The sequence below is a fragment of the Nonomuraea ferruginea genome (genome assembly GCF_039540635.1).
Lineage (GTDB): Bacteria > Actinomycetota > Actinomycetes > Streptosporangiales > Streptosporangiaceae > Nonomuraea > Nonomuraea ferruginea.
In genome coordinates this window covers 54,219-71,490 of sequence record NZ_BAABFD010000031.1, presented here as the reverse complement: position 1 = coordinate 71,490, position 17,272 = coordinate 54,219, and the positions used below count along the sequence as shown (strand labels likewise).

Annotated in this window: 11 protein-coding genes; 5 read left to right on the top strand and 6 right to left on the bottom strand. The window is 73.6% G+C overall.

The genetic code is table 11. From position 1 onward, the window contains the following. Window positions 1–5: 5 nt before the first annotated feature. Genes ABD999_RS40485 through ABD999_RS40470 form a run of 4 tightly spaced genes read right to left on the bottom strand, consistent with a single transcriptional unit; the run spans window position 6 to window position 10,179 of the window. Window positions 6–3,866, bottom strand: a complete 3,861-nt coding sequence (locus ABD999_RS40485) for an SDR family NAD(P)-dependent oxidoreductase (protein WP_271279843.1) — start codon at window positions 3,864–3,866, stop codon at window positions 6–8. Then, complete coding sequence (locus ABD999_RS40480; protein WP_271279842.1) at window positions 3,863–8,563, bottom strand: type I polyketide synthase; 4,701 nt, start codon at window positions 8,561–8,563, stop codon at window positions 3,863–3,865. Before ABD999_RS40480 ends, ABD999_RS40485 begins: the two co-directional genes overlap by 4 nt. 43 nt (window positions 8,564–8,606) lie before the next feature. Further along, entirely contained in the window at window positions 8,607–9,392 is a 786-nt protein-coding gene (locus ABD999_RS40475) for an ABC transporter permease (protein WP_148030057.1), read from the bottom strand. After that, the gene (locus ABD999_RS40470; RefSeq protein ID WP_261808843.1) at window positions 9,382–10,179 is read right to left on the bottom strand and encodes an ABC transporter ATP-binding protein; all 798 of its coding nucleotides are present in this window, start codon (window positions 10,177–10,179) and stop codon (window positions 9,382–9,384) included. Before ABD999_RS40470 ends, ABD999_RS40475 begins: the two co-directional genes overlap by 11 nt. Before the next feature lie 220 nt (window positions 10,180–10,399). Here ABD999_RS40470 and ABD999_RS40465 point away from each other — a divergent pair, with 220 nt between their 5' ends. From ABD999_RS40465 to ABD999_RS40455, 3 genes are all read left to right on the top strand, one after another. Next, on the top strand, window positions 10,400–11,137 hold the full coding sequence (locus ABD999_RS40465; RefSeq protein WP_148030059.1) for a phosphotransferase: 738 nt from the start codon (window positions 10,400–10,402) through the stop codon (window positions 11,135–11,137). Beyond that, the gene (locus tag ABD999_RS40460) at window positions 11,134–12,360 is read left to right on the top strand and encodes an acyltransferase family protein (protein WP_345483183.1); all 1,227 of its coding nucleotides are present in this window, start codon (window positions 11,134–11,136) and stop codon (window positions 12,358–12,360) included. Before ABD999_RS40465 ends, ABD999_RS40460 begins: the two co-directional genes overlap by 4 nt. 460 nt (window positions 12,361–12,820) lie before the next feature. Further along, window positions 12,821–14,125 carry a hypothetical protein gene (locus ABD999_RS40455; protein ID WP_345483182.1) on the top strand — a complete coding sequence of 435 codons (1,305 nt, stop codon included), beginning with the start codon at window positions 12,821–12,823 and terminating at the stop codon, window positions 14,123–14,125. A 112-nt stretch (window positions 14,126–14,237) separates the two neighbouring features. On the opposite strand, the gene ABD999_RS40450 is transcribed toward ABD999_RS40455, so the two are convergent. Further along, window positions 14,238–14,855, bottom strand: coding sequence for a hypothetical protein (locus tag ABD999_RS40450; RefSeq protein WP_271280121.1), 618 nt, complete (start codon window positions 14,853–14,855; stop codon window positions 14,238–14,240). A gap of 79 nt (window positions 14,856–14,934) precedes the next feature. On the opposite strand from ABD999_RS40450, the gene ABD999_RS40445 reads away from it, so the two are divergent. Together ABD999_RS40445 and ABD999_RS40440 are read left to right on the top strand one after the other, a co-directional pair. Next, window positions 14,935–16,425 carry an N-acyl homoserine lactonase family protein gene (locus ABD999_RS40445; protein ID WP_271280120.1) on the top strand — a complete coding sequence of 497 codons (1,491 nt, stop codon included), beginning with the start codon at window positions 14,935–14,937 and terminating at the stop codon, window positions 16,423–16,425. Then, entirely contained in the window at window positions 16,422–17,021 is a 600-nt protein-coding gene (locus tag ABD999_RS40440) for a TetR/AcrR family transcriptional regulator (protein WP_261808377.1), read from the top strand. Before ABD999_RS40445 ends, ABD999_RS40440 begins: the two co-directional genes overlap by 4 nt. Here the strand turns inward: ABD999_RS40440 and ABD999_RS40435 are convergent. Further along, window positions 17,015–17,209: a DUF4236 domain-containing protein gene (locus ABD999_RS40435; RefSeq protein ID WP_148030064.1), complete on the bottom strand. Its 195-nt coding sequence runs from the start codon at window positions 17,207–17,209 to the stop codon at window positions 17,015–17,017. The genes ABD999_RS40440 and ABD999_RS40435 overlap by 7 nt on opposite strands. Window positions 17,210–17,272: the final 63 nt, after the last annotated feature.

Here is a 17,272-nt window from a genome sequence, read left to right as displayed (position 1 = left end):
CCTGGTCACTCCTCTTCGTCGCGGGCGTCGAGCAGCTCGGCCAGCTGCCGCACGGTCGGGCACTCCAGGAGCCCGGTCACCGGCACCGACGCGTTCAGCGTCTTGCGGATGCGGGTCGTCAGCTCGATCGCCAGCAGGGAGTGCCCGCCCAGCTCGAAGAAGTTGTCCAGGGCCCCGATCGGCTCGATGGCGAGCACCCGCGACCAGATCTCGGCGAGCGTGGCCTCGGTGCCCTCCCGCGGCTCGACGTAGGGGTTGTTCAGCTCGGGGCGCGGGTGGCGCTCCTGGTCGTCGAGGTCCTCGCCGGCCTCGTGGATGTCGCCGGTGACCCACTGCGCGATCCTGCTGTCCAGCGAGCCGGTGGAGATGACCAGGTGCCCGACGCGGTCGGCGGCCGACAGCGCCCGTTCGAAGACGTCCACGCCCTCGGCGGGGGCCATCGCGAAGTCGATGACCGCGCCGCTGTGCCCCTCGACCCGGTCAGGGTCGATGTTCCAGGTGTCCCAGTCGACCGTGACCCACCGCGCCCCGCCCGCGGTGCGGGTGGCGCGGACGTACGCGTCCAGCGCGGCGTTGGCGGCCGCGTACGGCGCGAGCGTCATCCCGCCGAGCACCGCCGCGATCGACGACAGCGTGATCCGGCGGTCCTGGCAGTGGTCGCCGAGCACCTTCTGCAGCACGTGGAACCCGTTCACCTTGGCGGCCAGGTGGGCGTCGCACTGCCGCCGGTCCATGAGGTGGGCGAAGTTGAAGTACGCCCCGTCCTGCACGCCCGCGCCGTGCACCGCCACGTCGATGCCGCCGAAACGCTCGACGGCCCGCTCGACGACGGCCCGCATCGCGTCCTCGTCGGCCACGTCGGCCGAGACGGCGAGCACGGTGGCGCCGCGTTCCTCCAGGTCCCTGATGTTGCGGATGTGCCGGGCCGTCCGGTCGCCCGGCGGCGCCGAGGCCAGGTGGTCGTCCCATCCTTCCCTGGGCGGCAGTTCGCTGCGGGCGGTGAGGACCAGGCGGCAGCCGTACGCGCTCGCCAGGTGCCGGGACAGGACCAGGCCGACGTCGCCGAGGCCGCCGGTGATGAGCACCGTGTCGCCGTCGCGGAACGGCCGCCGGTCCGGCTCGGGCGCCTCGATCGGGTACTGCTCGTAGTGCCGCACCCAGGTGTCGTCGCCGCGGATCGCGACCGGTCCCTCGTACGGGCAGACCGCCGCGGCCAGGATGCGGGCCGCGGCCGCCGCCGGGTCGAGGCCGCCGCCCACGTCCACGGCGCGGCAGCGCAGCCGGGGGTTCTCCTGGGCGAGGCTGGGCGCGAGCGCCCCCAGCGTGGCGTGCTCGGGGTGGCGCAGGTCGGCCCCGGCCACGCTCACCGCCTCGGGGGTTAGCAGGACCAGCTCGGCGCGGGGGGCCGAGCCGGTGTTGTCGATCAGCTCCCTGGCCAGCGCCAGCACCGAGGAGAAGCCGCGCCGCTGCTCGGCGGCGAAGTGCGCCACCGGGTCGTCGTCCGGTCCCGCCTCCTCGGCGGCCAGGCTGAACCCGTGCACGATCGCGCGCGGGGCGGCCACCAGCGAGTACATCAGCTCGGCGATGTCGTCGGCGGTGCCGATCCTGACGGTGAAGTCGCCCGCGTCGTCCTGCTCGAACCGGTCGCCAGGACGCACCGTCGTCACCTCGGCCCCGGCCTCGACCAGCCGTCCGACCAGCGCCTCGCCGTGCGGGTCGGCCGCGAACACCAGCCACGGGCCCGCCTCGCGCAGCCGCTCGTCCAGGCCCGCGACGGACAGCGGCCGCTGCCGCCAGCCGGGCAGGTACGTCCACCGCGCCCGGTCGAACGTCTTCCCGGTGCCCACCTGGGCCTGCGCCTGGTCCTTCGGCGGGTTCACCCAGTACCGGCGGCGCTGGAACGGATAGGTCGGCAGCTCGACCCGCCGCCCGGCCCCGCCGTGCAGCTTGACCCAGTCGACGGCGGCACCGGCCTGCCAGAGCCGCGCCACGGCGCCGAGCACCCACCCGGCCGCACCCACCCCGTCACCAGTCCTGTAGCCCGCCCCGTCACTTGCTCCGCCGCCCGCCCAGTCGCCGGGCGCGACGGTGACCGTCTCGGCCGCGTCCTCGTCGTCGGTCACGTTCACGCCGATCCCGCGCAGCCCTTCGGCCAGCGCGGCCAGCGCCGCCTCGCGTCCCGGCTCCCGCGGCCCGCCCTGGGGAGAACCCGGGCGCAGCACCGCGCCGGCCGCCGCGTGCAGCTCGGCCCACCACTCCTCCGGTACGCCGGAGTCCGGCGCGACCAGCCGCACCCGGGGGTTGCGCCGCTGGGTCTTGCCGTCGATCCAGCGTTCCGGGTCGCCGAGCGCGGCGACGGCGTCCTCGCGATCCCGGCACACCACGGCGCGCCGCCGCGCGAAGCCGCCGCGCGAGACCTGGAGGGTGAACGCCACGTCCGCGAGGTCCTCGCCGTCACCGGTGCCGAGGTGGTCGCGGAGCCGCTCGGTGAGCGCGGTCAGCGCGCCGTCGTCGGCGGCGGAGAACACCAGCAGGTGAGGGCCCGGCCGGGGAGGCCGCGCCGGCCGGAGCGGCGCCTGCTCCAGCACCACGTGCGCGTTGGTGCCGCCGAGCCCGAACGAGCTGACCCCGGCGCGGCGCGGGTGCGGGCCCGCGGGCCAGGGCCGGTGCTCCTTCAGCACGGTGAAGCGGTCGTGCGCGGTGGCCAGCGCCGGGTTCGGCGTCTCGTAGCCGGGGGTGCCGGGCAGCAGCTCGTGCTTGAGACTGAGCGCCGCCCGCATCAGCCCGGTGACGCCGGAGGCGCGATCCAGGTGGCCCAGGCTCGGCTTGACCGACCCCAGCACGCACGGCGTCTCGCCGGCCTGGGTGAACACCCGGTTCATCGCCGCCAGCTCGATGGAGTCGCCCAGCATGGTGCCCGTCGCGTGGCACTCGACGTAGCCGACGGTCTCGGGCTTGACCCCGGCCACGCCCAGCGCCGACTCGATCACCTCGGCCTGCCCGTCCACCCCGGGCGCCGTGTAGCCGGCCCGCAGCCGGCCGTCGTTGTTGGACGCCGAGCCGAGGATCACCGCGTGGATGACGTCGCCGTCCGCGAGCGCGTCGGACATGCGCTTGAGCGCGACCGCGCCCGCGCCGCTGCCCATCACGGTGCCGCTCGCCTCGGCGTCGAAGCTGCGCACCCGCCCGTCGGGCGACATGATGCCGCCCTGCTCGTACAGGTAGCCGGACGGCTGGGGGAGCGGCGTGAACGCGCCGCCCGCCACCGCGACGTCGCACTCGTACGTCAGCAGGCTCTGGCAGGCCAGGTGCACCGAGACCAGCGAGGTGGAGCAGAACGTCTGCACCGACACGGCCGGCCCGCGCAGGCCCAGCTTGTAGGAGACCAGCGAGGCCAGCGAGTCGCGCTCGTTGCCGATCGCCGCCAGCAGCGCCCCGCCCGGCTGGGCGGACAGGTGGCGGATGTTCTGCACGATGTAGTCGGGGAAGCCGCAGCCGCCGAACACCGCGACCTGGCCGGGCACGTCGGTGGGGCAGTAGCCCGCGCTCTCCAGGGCCTCCCACGAGCACTCCAGGAACAACCGGTGCTGCGGGTCCATCATCTCGGCCTCGCGCGGGTTCACCCCGAAGACGGTGGCGTCGAAGGTGTCCAGGCCCTCCAGCGGGCCGCCGACGCGGACGTAGCGCGGGTCGGCCAGCATCCCCGGCTCGACCCCGGCGTCCCGCAGCTCCTCGTCGGTGATCGTACGCAGGCCCTTGACTCCGGCGAGCAGGTTGCGCCACAGGCCGGCGACGTCCGCGGCGCCGGGGAAGCGGCCGGACATGCCGATCAGCGCGACCGCGGAGTCGTAGTCGGTTTCAGTCATGAGGTCCTTCCGCTCCTGAGCATGTTGCGTCGCTGGGCGATGCGGGATCGCTGCTGTTCACGCTCCTCCGCCGGCGGTTCCCCGGACTCCTGGCCCGCGCGGGCCGCCTCGGCGAGCGAGGCGATGGTGGGCGCCTGGTAGAGGATGTGCGGAGGCAGGTACGACAGCTCCAGCGCCCGCCTGACCTCGGCGATGATCTCCATCCCGAGCAGCGAGTTGCCGCCCAGCTCGAAGAAGTTGTCGTGCACGCCGACCTGCTCCAGGCCGAGCGCCTCGGACCAGACACCGGCGATGGTCTCCTCGGTGGGCGACTGCGGCTCCACGTACGCCGTCGACAGGTCGGGTCTCGGGTGCCGCCCGAAGGCGTCCCTGATCTTCTTGACCGTCGCCTGGTGGCTCTCGATGGACGACTTGCGGCTCATCGCCACCATCGGGGCGAAGTCCTGCGTGGAGGCCACCACGTGCCGTTCGCCGCTGGCCAGCACCCGCAGCAGCGTCTGCCAGCCCTGGTCGAAGGTGAGGCCGAAGTTCTCGCGGTACCACTCGAAGTACTGCTTGGAGCCCTCGTCGTAGTTGTCCAGGCCGTCGGTCCAGCCGTTCCAGGTCCACTCGCACCAGTCGATCGAGGTGACCGCCACGCCGGGCAGGGTCCCGGCCAGGGCGAAGGAGTCCAGGAAGGCGTTGGCCGCGCAGTAGTCGACCTGGCCGGCGCCGCCGCCGGTGGCCGAGGTGGTGGAGGAGAACAGCGCCAGGAAGTCCACCGGCACCTCGCGCAGCACCCGCGCCAGGGCGAGGGTGCCGCCGACCTTGGGTGCCAGCACCCGCTCCATGTCGGCGACGGTCTTGAACTGCATGAGCCCGACCGCGGGCACCCCGGCGCAGTGCAGCACGCCGTTCAGCTCGCCGAACCGCTCGATCGCGGCGCCGACCGCGCGGCGCACGTCCTCGACCTTGGACACGTCGCCGGCGGCGGTGAGCACCTCGACGCCGGACGCCTCCAGACGGCGCAGGCCCTCCAGGCGCCTGCGGACCTCGCCCGCGGTGCTCTCCGCGCTCAGGATGGCGTCCCACTGCTCGCGTGGCGGCACCGGCGTGCGGCCGAGCAGCACCAGCCGCGCCTGGTACTGCTCGGCCAGCCGTTCGGCCATCGCCAGCCCGATGCCGCCGAGACCGCCGGTCACCAGGTAGACGCCGCCGCGCCGGACGCTCGCCGCCGGGGCGGCCGCCTCGATCACCGAGGCGTCCAGCGCCTCGTAGTCGGGGATCCAGCGGTGGCCGCCGCGCAGCGCGACGACCTGGTCCTCGGGCTCGGCCCGCAGTTCGGCCAGCAGAGCGGCGCCGCCGCCGGCGTCGAGGTCGATCAGCCGGGTCCGCACCCTCGGGTACTCCACCGGGATCAGCCGGGTCGGGCCTAGCAGGGTGCCGCGCTCGGCGTGCACCGCCTCGCCCGCGTGCACCCGGTGGCTGCCCGCCGTGACGATGTCCAGCGACCATCCGGGCAGGCCGAGGTCACCGGCCGCGCGGGCCAGCGCCACCAGCGTGTACAGGCCGCGCCGCAGGCACTCCTCGGCCGGCGGGTCCTCGGGGGGCGGCGCGGCGTCGTCCGCCGTCCACAGGTGCACGACCCGCTCGGGGAACCAGTCGCGGCCCGCCAGCTCGCGCAGCGCCGTCAGGGTGTCGTCCGGTGAGCCGGGGCGCAGCCGGAAGCCGTCGGGGCCGCTCTCGTAGCGCTCGCCCGGCCGCACCAGCACGACCTCGCGGCCCTGCGCCGCCAGGTGGGCCAGCAGCGGCGCGGCCAGCGTGTCGGCGAACCCCTCGTCGGTGTAGACCAGCCAGCGGGCGGCCTCCTCGGCGCGGGCCGGCCGCGTCGTGGTCTGTCGCCAGGTGGGCAGGTGGATCCAGCGGGTGTCGGGCAGCCTCGGGTACGCCTTGGCGATGCTCGTCGGATCGCTCTCGTCGAACGCGGGAGTCCCGCTCGCCAGCGCGCTCTCGTCGATGTCGAGCCAGTACTCCTGGTGCTCGAACGGGTAGGTCGGCAGCGGCACCCGGCCGGGCGACCAGCCCGCGTCGTCGTGCAGCGCGGCCCAGTCGACGGGCACGCCGGTCAGCCAGAGCTTGCCGACGGCGGTGGCCAGCGCCGCGCCGGCGTCCTGCGGGTCGTTGGCGGCCGGCAGGGTGGTCACGATCAGCGGCCACTGGGCGCGGTCGCAGCCGGGGTGGCCGCGCGTCAGCGCGCCCAGCGACTGCCCGGGGCCGATCTCGGCGAGCGCCAGGTCGGCGCCGAGCACGTGGCCGAGCCCCTGGCCGAACTCGACCGTCTCGCACATGTGCCTGGCCCAGTAGCCGGGGTCGCCCACCAGCTCCGCGGTGGCGAGCTCGCCGGTGACGTTGCTGACGTAGGGCAGCTCGGGCGCGCGCAGCGTCACGTTCTCCTTGATCCAGGCGGTCAGCTCCTCGGCGAGCGGAGCCAGCATCCGGGAGTGGTACGCGTGCGTGGTCTCCAGCCTGCGGTGGCCGATCCGCGCCTCCAGCAGCAGCGTGGCCGCCGCCTCCACGGTCTCGGCCGGGCCCGCGAGCACCACCTGCGAGCCGGTGCGCACCGCCACGTCCAGGTCGCGCATGATCGGCTCGCCCAGCACGACGCGCAGCCGGCGCTCGTCGGCGGAGATCGCGAGCATCGCGCCCTCGGGCTGCGAGGCGATCAGCCTGGCCCGGTGGGCGACCAGCCGCACCGCGTCGGGCAGGGACATGACACCCGCCAGGCAGGCGGCGACGTACTCGCCGAGGCTGTAGCCGATCATGATCTCCGGCGTCAGCCCCCAGCGGATCAGCTGCCGCGCCAGCGCGTACTCCGCGACGAAGATGGCCGGCTGGACCAGATGGGCGTCCGTCGTGGACGCCGGCGCGGGAGCGGCCCTGCCCAGCAGCCCGGCCAGGTCGCCGGCCGCCCGGTCGCGCTCGGCGGGCACGAACACGTCGGACAGCTGCGCGGCCTCGGTGAACCCGAGCACGGCCAGGCACTCGTCCACGTCGGCGCGGAAGGCGGGCTCCTCGGCGTACAGGGAGGCCACCATGCCGGGGTACTGCTCGCCCACCCCGGCGATCAGGAAGCCCACCTTCCTGCCCGTCGTCGCGTCGTTGCGCCCCAGCGGCCCGGCCGGGTCGGCGAGCCGCCCGGCGGCCTCGCCGGTGGAGCCGGCGACCACGAACCGGCGGTGGTTGAAGACCTTGCGGCCGACCTGCAGCGTGTACGCGACGTCGCCGAGGTCGTCCGGCGCGTCCGCCAGCCGCCCGGCGAGCCTGGCGCACGCCTGCTCGGCGGCGGCGGCGGACCGCGCCGACAGCGGCAGGATCTGCCAGCGGCGCGACCGGGTGGTGCGCTCGGCGGGCAGGGGCGCCTCGGTGACGATGGCGTGCGCGTTGGTGCCGCCCATGCCGAGCGAGCTGATGCCGGCGATGCGCGGCCGGTCGGGGGTGCGCCGCCAGGGCGTGGTGCCGGCGGTGACCCGGAACGGGCTGTCGCCGAAGTCGATCTCGGGGTTCGGGGAGCGGTAGTGCAGGGTGCCGGGGATCAGCTCGTTCCGCAGCGACTGGACGACCTTGATCAGGCCGGTCACGCCGGACGCCCTGTCGAGGTGGCCGACGTTGGGCTTGATCGAGCCGAGCACGCAGTACTGCTTCTCCTTCGTCGGCCCGAAGGCCCTGGTCAGCGCCGCGACCTCCATGGGGTCGCCGACCTCGGTCGCGGTGCCGTGCGCCTCGACGTAGGAGATGTCGGACGGGTCCACGCCCGCCTTGGCGAGGGCGGCGGAGACGCAGCGGCGCTGGCCGTCGATGCTGGGCGCCAGGTAGCTGAACTTCATCGCGCCGTCGTTGTTGATGGCCGAGGCGCGGATCACGGCGAGCACGGTGTCGCGGTCGGCCACCGCGTCCGACAGCCGCTTCAGCGCCACGACCGCCGCTCCGTCGCCGAACATGCTGCCCCGGCCCTCGGCGTCGAAGGTCCGCACGTGCCCGTCGGGCGACTCCTGCCCGCCTTCCTCCCACAGGTAGCCGGTGCGGTCGGGGATGCGCACGGACACGCCCCCGGCCAGCGCCATGTCGCACTCGCCGCGGCGCAGGCTCTCGCTCGCCAGGTGCACCGCCACCAGGGACGTGGAGCAGAACGTCTGCACGGTGACGCTCGGCCCGCCGAGGTCCAGCCGGAAGGAGACGTTCGTGGCCAGCGAGTCCTTGTCGTTGCCGATCATCAGGGCGGAGGTGTCGATGCCCATCGCGAAGGCCCGCAGGCGGGTGAGCAGGTAGCCGCTGATGTTCATGCCGGCGAAGACGCCCACGGTGCCGCGGCCCTCGGGGGCGGCGTAGCCCGCCGACTCCAGCGCCTCCCACACGCATTCCAGGAAGATGCGCTGCTGCGGGTCGGCCAGGGTCGCCTCGCGCGGGTTGTAGCCGAAGAACCCGGCGTCGAAGCCCCGCACGTCGTCGAGGACGGGCCGTAGCCGGACGTAGTTGGGTTGCTGGTAGACCGCGGCGTCGACCCCGGCGGCGGAGAGCTCCTCGTCGGTGAACCGGGTGAAGGACTCCACACCTGTGCTGATGTTGCGCCAGAACGTCTCGACGTCGGACGCGCCGGGGAAGCGGCCGGCCATGCCGACGATCGCCACGTCTCCCGCGCCCGGTGGTCGGTGCTCATCCATTCGACGTGCCCCTCTTCACTGAAGTCGCCATTGCTTACTCGCCTCAGATCAGCCCGCCGCGGCCCCAGCCGCGGGCCAGCCGCCGGGCCGCGAACGCGCCCGCCGCCAGGCCGATCGCCAGCAGGATCGCGGCGGACGGCAGCATGCCCGCCAGGTCGCCGCGCACCGCGGCCTGCATCAGGTTCAGTGCCCAGTAGCCGGGCGAGGCGGGCGCCACGAGCTGCGCCCACTCGGGCATCAGGCTCAGCGGCACCAGGGCGCCGCCCAGGGAGCTGAGCGTCAGCGCGCCCACGTCGCAGATCACGCTGAGCTCGCCGTGGCTGCGCACGATCGCGGCGAGCAGCGCGCCGAGCGCGAGCAGCGCGAAGGCCCAGATCAGGATCGCCGCCAGCACGTAGTGCGGCGCGCTGGGCACGGGCAGCCCGATGACCAGGCACCCGTACGTCAGCAGCAGCACCTGCTGCACCACCATGATCGCGAAGATCGGCAGGATCTTGCCCACCAGCAGCTCGGCGGCCGCGGCCCGGCTCACGCGCAGCCTGTCCCAGGTGCGCCAGGTGCGCTCGGACAGGATGGCGTTGCCGGCCAGCGAGATCGCGAACACCGAGAACATCACCATGAGTCCGGTGGACACCTGGGTGGCGCCCCCGTCGACCGCCCGCACGTACAGGGGCTTGAGCACCAGCATGAGGACCATCGGCATGACCACGTAGCTGATCGCCTGGCCCGGGTCGCGCAGCCGGATGATCGTGTTGTGCCTGGCCATCGCGGAGATCCGGTAGAGCGCGTCGAACGCGCCCGCCGGGCGCGGCACGCTGTCAACAAGCATCGTGGACCGCCAGGGATCTGTAGAGGTCGTCGAGGGACGGGTGGCGCACGTCGACCGAGCTGATCGGGCGGTCGAGGCGGCCGAGCAGCTCGATCAGCGTCGCCGTGGGCTCGGTGGTGGAGACGGAGATCTCCTCCTCGTCCTCCAGCGTCACCCGGACCTCGCCCGGCAGGTCCTTGGCCAGGTCCTCGTAGGTGCCCCTGGCGATGACCCGGCCGTTCTGCGCGACCGCGATCGTCGCCTGCAGCTCGGTCAGCTCGGGGAGGTAGTGGGTGGTGTAGACGACCGCCGCGCCCTCGCCGGCGCGCTGCTTGACCACGTCGAGCATGGCCTGCCGCGTCTCCAGGTCGGCGCCCGCGGTCGGCTCGTCGAGCAGCAGCAGGGCCGGCCGGTGCACGAGCGCGGTCGCGGCCTGGGTGCGCCGCTGCTGGCCGCCGGAGAGCTTCCCGGTCCGCCTGTCCATGATCTCCGAGAGCCGCAGGATGCCGGCGAGGTCGTCGATGGCCGCGCTCAGCGCCGCCGGCCTCAGCCCGGCGAGCCTGCCGAACAGCTCCAGGTGCTCGCGCACCGTGACGGAGGGATAGAGGGCGATGTGCTGGGGTGCGACGCCGACCTGGCCGCGCGTGGCGGACGGCGGTTTACCGTCAATGGTCACGTGACCGCTGTCGGGGCGGATCAAATCGGAGACGATTTCCACAAAGGTCGTCTTGCCCGCACCATTGTGCCCGACCAGTCCCACGATTTCACCGGCTGCCACATTCAGTGTGAATCCGTCGAGGGCTTGCACCGTGCCGTACCGCTTGACGAGATCGGTTACCACCAGCAATGTGTCACCTCCTCAGATGCCACACCATTAGGATTTGAATAATCCGATATACGCGATCGCCGGATGTTCCCTCTCACGATAGCCACGAACGCGGGCATGGTCGGTGGCAACAAGTTGCCGCAAAAAGCGGTCAACGGCCGTCGATTCCGGCCCGGCATCCTTACTGACTAATCTGACAAATATGCGTGTGGGCACCCTGATCGCATCCGGGCACGACTGCCTCGTCTTCGAGGCGGGCGCGGGCAAGGTCGTCAAGCGTTCCAGGCACGGACGCAGCCTGGAGCAGGAGGCGTCGATCATGCGCCACGCCCGCAGGAACGGGATCCCGACGCCCGAGGTCTTCGACGCCGACGGGCCCGACCTGCTGATGGAGCGCCTGGAGGGCCCGAGCCTGAGGGAGACGGCGCTGCGGCGCCCCGACCGCCTCGCGTCGTACGGCCGGCTCCTCGCCGAGCTGCTGCGCACGGTGGCGCGGGTGCGCGCGCCCGGCTGGCTCCAGGGCGCCGGGGGCTGCCCCGGCAACCGGCTGCTCCACCTGGACCTGCATCCCGCCAACGTCATCGTCACCGCCGCCGGGCCGCGCATCGTCGACTGGGCCAACGCCGCCAGGGGAGCGCCCGGCGCCGACGTCGCCTGCACCTGGCTCATCCTCGCCACCACCGCTGTGCCCGAGGCGCCGGTGCCGAACTGGCAGGAGATCATGCTCGGCGCGTTCCTGGACGCCGTCGACGTCGCCGCCGCGCGGCCGTACCTGCGCGTGACCGCCGCCCGATGGCGCGCGGACCGCGCCATCGAGCCGGCGGAGCAGGCCGAGATCGACGCCTTCCTGTCCGGCGGGAAGCTCTGGGCCGAGGGAGGCAACAGGATGAACGAGCAGCCAGGGGCGCCCGCCCGCTACGAGAAGGTCCGGGGCACGTGATCGTGGAACCGCGCCCGGCCTCACCCGCCGACGGGGAGACCGCATCCCCCGCGCGCCGGAGCGAGCTCGACTCGATCCGCGTGCTGGTGGTCGTCGGGCTGGTGTTCTTCCACGCGGCGCTGGTCTTCGACGCCTCCGACGACTTCTACGTACGCAACGCCGAGACCACCGGGGCGTCCATCGTCGTCTCCGCCCTCGGGGTGGTGTGGGCGATGCCGATCCTCTTCCTCATCGCGGGCTTCGGCGCCTGGCACTCGCTGCGCCGCCGCGGTCCGGCGGGCTTCACCGCCGAGCGGCTGCTGCGGCTGGGTGTGCCGCTGGTCTTCGGCACGCTCACGATCGTGCCGGTGCCGCAGTGGCTGAGGCTGCGCGCCGATCCCGGCTACCACGAGTCCTACCTGGCCTTCCTGCCGCGCTTCTTCGAGGCCCGGTTCGACCTGGCCGAGTTCCCCTTCGTGCTGCAGGGCGAGCACTTCGAGACCGGGCACCTGTGGTTCATGCTGCTGCTGCTCGTGTTCGCCCTCATGCTCGCGGCCGTGGCGCGCTGGTTCCCCGCCGGCCGGGCCCGCGCGATCGGCGACCGGCTCGCCGCCGTCGCCGCCGGGCGTCGCGGCGCGCTGCTGGCGGCCGCGGTGCCGGTGTCGCTGCTCAGCGCGCTGGCCGGGCTGGAGCAGGAGTACGCCGGGTGGAGCCGCTGGGCGTACCTGCTGTTCTTCTGCTACGGCTTCGTGCTCGCGGCCGACGACCGCTTCCGCGCCGCGATCCGCCGCGACGCGCCGCTGGCCGCCGCCGTCGGCCTGGCGCTGCCCGTGGCCGGCCTGCCCATGTTCCTGCTCGCCGGCGGCGACCCCTTCACCGACCTGACCCCCATGGCCGCCGTCGCGCGTGCCATGTACGGCGCGGCGGGCTGGTGCCTGCTGGTCGGCATCCTCGGCCTGCTCGACCGCCGCGCCGCCGCCCGGCCCCCCGCCACGCGCCCGCGGGGCGGGGCCCGCCGCCGCGTCTACGCCTATCTGGCGGCGGGCGTGCTTCCTCTGTACGTGCTGCACCAGCCCATCGTGGTCGCGGTCGCGTACGGGGTGGTCAGGCTGGACGCGCCGATCGCCGTCAAGTATCCGCTGATCGTGGCCGCGTCCCTGGTCCTCACGGTCGCCGCCTACGACCTCCTGGTACGGCGCACCCGGGTCACCCGTTTCCTGTTCGGCATGCGCGACGGACGCTGACCCCGATCACCTTTTGTCGGGTGTTCACCTGACACGCCGGCATTCGCGCAGTCCGTAGGCTCTGCTGCGGTGCGGGGGTTGACGGCGGAGCGTGCCCGCCGGCCGAGAGACCGTCCGAACCGCTCAGCCGCTGGACGATTCGCGAAAGGTCCCGATGTCCACCCCATACCCGCCCTCCTACGGACAGGGCCCCGGTGCGCAGGGTATGCCCGGTGGGCCTCACGGACACCCCGGCGGTTTCCCGCCGGCCGGAGCAGGGGGACCGGGCGGCGGCCCCGGGGGACGGCACGCCGGGCCGGGAGGACCGGGCGGCGCGCCGGGGGGACGGCACGGCGGGCCGGGGGGATGGCACGGGGGACCGGCCGGGCCGGGCGGGGCCGGTGGGGGGTGGCGGCCTCCGCCGCCCAGAGGGGGCGGGAAGGGCCCGCTGATCGCCGTACTCGCCGGGCTGGCTGTGATCATGCTGATCGGCGCGGTGGTCGGCGGCTGGCTGCTCCTCCGTCCAGACGACGGCGGACGGCCACCCGGCGCCTTCGAGCGCGAGGACCGCCTCCCGACCCTGAAGCGCAAGCCGACGCCGTCGGTCGCGCCGGTGAAGCTGCGGGCGATCACCGGCGATCAGCTCTGCGCGGCCGTGCCGGACGCCTTCCGCAAGAGCCTGGTCACCGACGGCAGGTACGGCGGGAAGGACGCGTCCACCGGGGCGGCCACCGAGAGCGAGAAGCGGGCGGCCTGCTCGTGGAGCGACAACAAGATGGACGTCGGCGGCGGCGTCCTCGGCCACCGCAGCCTGAGCATCTCGGTGGAAGCCCGGAGCGGCGAGCGTGAGAACGCCGTCGAGCGGGCCAAGCGCCGGTTCGCCGACGACAAGAAGGCGCACGAGCGGCGGGTCAACGTCCGGGACGGCAAGCGGGTCGACGGCAGGACGTCCGGCTCCGCGTTCGGCGAGCTCACGCAGTTGCAGTACGGCGACGAGTCGTACAGCCAGAGTTCGATCGGCCACAGCGGGCTCAAGGCCGCCGTCCACATCCGGCAGGGTCCCTGGCTGATCAAGGTCGAGTACGGCGGCAGCAACAGGAGCGGCGCCAAGTACCCCACGGGCGACGAGGTGCGGGCCGCGGCGAACAAGGTCGCCGAGCACGTCACCGCCGAGATGGCCAAGGACGCCGGCAAGGTGAGGATCGACGGGCCGTGCGGGATCCTCACGGTCAAGAACGTCGAGTCGGCGTTCTTCCCCGCGGTCTCAGGACCGTCCGTCGGCACCAACGACGGCAGGATCAAGCAGACGGCCTGCACCTGGAACATCCGCGAGCAGGTCAAGCACGAGCCGGGTCAGGAGTACACCGCCCGTGGCGGCGAGCTGACCGCCCGCGTGGTCGACTGGGGCGGCGGCGACACCGGATCGGCCTTCCAGTTCGACCGCGACGCCAAGAAGTACGACCGCTACCGAGCCCAGGGCGGCATCGGCAACGAGGTGACCCACACGACCTTCGAGGCCCGCGAGGAGATCTCCGGCCTCGGCGAGAAGGCGTTCGCCGTGGAGTCGGCCACCACCAGGCCGAAGGAGCCGGACCGCAAGCCCACGCGGGAGATCCTGGTCAAGGTGCTGTCCGGCGAGAAGACGATCGAGTTCACCTTCAGGGGTACGACGACCGGCGGGGGCGTCGTCGAGGCCCCGGGCTACCAGGAGCCGGTCTTCGACCCGGCCGCCGCGCGCAAGGCCGTGATGGAGGTGGCCAAGCCTTTCGTCGACGGCGTGAAGTGACCGCCGGCGCGGGCCGTGCCGGTCGCGCGCTGGATAGGCGCCGCGGTCCGTGGCCCGGTCAGGGCTCCGGCCATGAGGCCGTACCCGCCTGCGGCGGACTGTCGGGCACGCGTCACGGCCAGTAAGGGGCGGAGCGGCGGGCGGCGGAGACGACGGTGGCGCCGTCGAGTTCGGTGAAGGTCAGGCCGATGCCGCCGAGCGGCCATTCGACGGCGAACTCGAAGGGCTCGGCCGGGGGCAGCGGCCACAGCCACAGGGCCATGGAGTTGCCGGCGAGGTCATGCCCGCCGCGCATGGCGCCGCCGACGGGGAGCCAGGAGAGCAGGGGGCCGGCGGGCGGGCCCTGTCCGGGCAGGATGTGCCCGTTCGCCTCGATGGTGGTGGCCTTGGCGCCGCCGGGGTAGCGGACGCCGAACCGCAGCAGCCGGTCGGGCAGCCGGTCGCCCGCCGACCTGATGCGGGCGAAGGGGTAGAGGGACATCTGGAGGTCCCAGAAGACCTCGGGGGAGAGGTCGCCCTGCCGCAGCACCACCTCGACGTTCAGCAGGCAGCCGGTGGAGAACGCGCGGATCGTCGAGAGCGCGACGGCGACGTTCGGGCCGCGGGCGAGCACCCGGTCGGCCGTCGTCGCGGCGCCCAGCTCTGTCCCGGGCGGCGCGGACCAGGCGGGGAGTGCCGGGCGCGGCGGGCTCGTCAGTTCCTCCCGCGCCGGTGGCGGCTCGAAGAACATCTCCTGATCGTACGCGCCGGGCCGCGAAAGGCCTAATATGTAAACGCAGTCGTTTGCGTATACATATTGGAGGGTTCCGATGAAGACGCTGGGCAAGATCGCGCTCGCGGTGCTCGGGCTGCTGATGGCCGCCGTGTGGCTGGTCATCCTGCGGCTGAAGGACGTGCCGCCGGTCGCGCTCGTCACGTACGGGGCCGTGCTCGTCGCGTTCCTCGGCGGCGTGCTGTGGCCGGGGCGGCTCGGGCGGCGGCGGGCGCTGCTGTTCCTCGGCGTCCCGGCCGGGCTGGGCACGCTGGCCCTGTACTTCGCGGTCGTGTTCTACGTCACCGACGCGCCGGTGCTGCTCGGAGCCGTGGCCGTGGCGTGCCTGCTGGCCGCGCTGGCAGGCGGGGTCCGGCGCGGGCGCGGCGGGGCGGGGCCGTCGAGGCGCGCACTGCTGACGGGCGGGGCCGGGATCCTGCTGGGCGCGCTGGCCGGGCTGTCCACCGGCCCGGTCGCCCGCCACCGGAGCGAGATCGAGGCCAGGTGGCGGCGCGAGACGCAGGCGGCGCTGCGCGCGCCCGGGGGGCGGCGGCCCGTCGCCGACGGCCGGGTGCGGGTGTTCCCGCTGCACGTCGGCGACACGGTCGTGCCGTACGGCCAGTTCTACGGCGGACTCGACGGGTGGGAGGGGCTCCCCGGTTACGTCCGCACGCTGGTGGACAAGGCGCAGATCACGGTGCCGGTCCACGCGTACCTGATCGATCACCCGCGACACGGGCTGATGCTGGTCGACACGGGCGTCAACGGGGCGCAGGCCCACGATCATGACGGGTACTATCGGCACAACCTCGCCTCGCGCCTGCTGACCGAGCGGAACGAATACCGGCTGACCCCCGAGCAGGACCTGCGGGTGCGGGTGGCCCGCCTCGGCTACGACCTCAAGGACGTCACCACCGTGTTCCTCACCCACGTGCACGAGGACCACGCCGGCGGTCTCCGTCACCTGGCGCACGCCCGCGTCGTGCTGGACCGCCGCGACTGGGAGCAGGGCACGCTCTACGCGCACACGTTCGAGGAGGTCCAGGACGCCCTGGTGTTCCCCGCGTACGGGTCCGGGCCCTTCCACGCCTTCCCCGAGAGCCACGACCACTTCGGCGACGGCAGCGTCGTCCTGCTGCCCACGCCCGGTCACTCGCCCGGCCACCTGTGCGTGGCGCTGCGCATGGACGGCGGCACCGCGCTGTTCCTGGGCGACACCCTCTACACGCTGCCGCACCTGGCGGTCGGCCAGGTGCGGCAGATGACGGTCGGCGGGCAGGCCACCGCCGACCAGCTAAAGGCCGCCGAGCGGGTGCGGCGCACGCTGGCCGCCGACCCCGCCATGGCGCCGCTGTTCGCGCACGACAACACGGCCTACCAGACCGAGGCGGTCGCCACCGCCTTCCGCGAGGGGCTGCCGGAAGCGGACGGGTTCCGGCGGCTGCGCGACCACCTCGGCGGCGTGCTCACCCCCGACTGGCGGCTGCGGCCGGGGCACGCCCCGGCCTTCGCGCCGGGCGAGGGCGTGGGGCGGGTGGAGTTCCGGTGACGGGCGGCGGTCGCCCCCGCGGCAGGCCGCGCGACCCGGGGGCCGACGACCTGATCATGAAGGCGGCGCTGGAGCTGTTCGCCGAGCGCGGCCTGGAGGGCGCGAACTTCGAGCAGATCGCCAAGCGCGCCGGCGTGGCCAAGGTGACCGTCTACCGGCGCTGGTCGTCCAAGGAGGAGCTGCTCGTCCAGGCGATCGAGCGGGCCCGCACGGTCGCGCCCGAGGAGGAGATCTGGGCCGGCGCCGACGTCCCCGAGCAGGACGGGCGGCTGATGGACTCGTGGGCGACCACGTTCGGCGACGCCCGCTTCCGCGCCGTGCTGGCCCAGCTCATCGGGTCGAGCGTGACGCATCCTTCGCTGCTGGAGACATACCGCGAGACCTACATCGAGCCGCGGCGGCGGCTCGTCCTGGAGACGCTGGAGCGCGCCCGGCGCGACGGGCGGCTGGCCGCCGGCGCCGACGTGGAGGCGGCCGTCGACATGGTGGTGGGCGCGGCCATGTACCGCATGCTCGTCGGCCCCCGCGACGACGACACCCGCCGCTACCTGGAGCGCGTCATCCGCCAGGCCGGTCTGGCGCCCGGGGATCAGTAGCGGCGGCGCCCGCCGAACGTCTTGCCGAGGCGGAAGCCGCCCGGCAGGCGGAGGGTGACGTGACGGCGGCCGTCCGGCGAGGTGGACACGCGGATGCGGCGGTTGCCGACGCTGTGCCCGACGCCGCGCCGCGACAGGTTCACCCGGAAGGGTCCCACCTTGATCGACTTACGGTAGTGCCAGCCCATGTCTCTCCTCCGGCTCCGGATCGTCTATCGGAAGAACGACCGGGGAGCCGGTGAGGGTTCCCG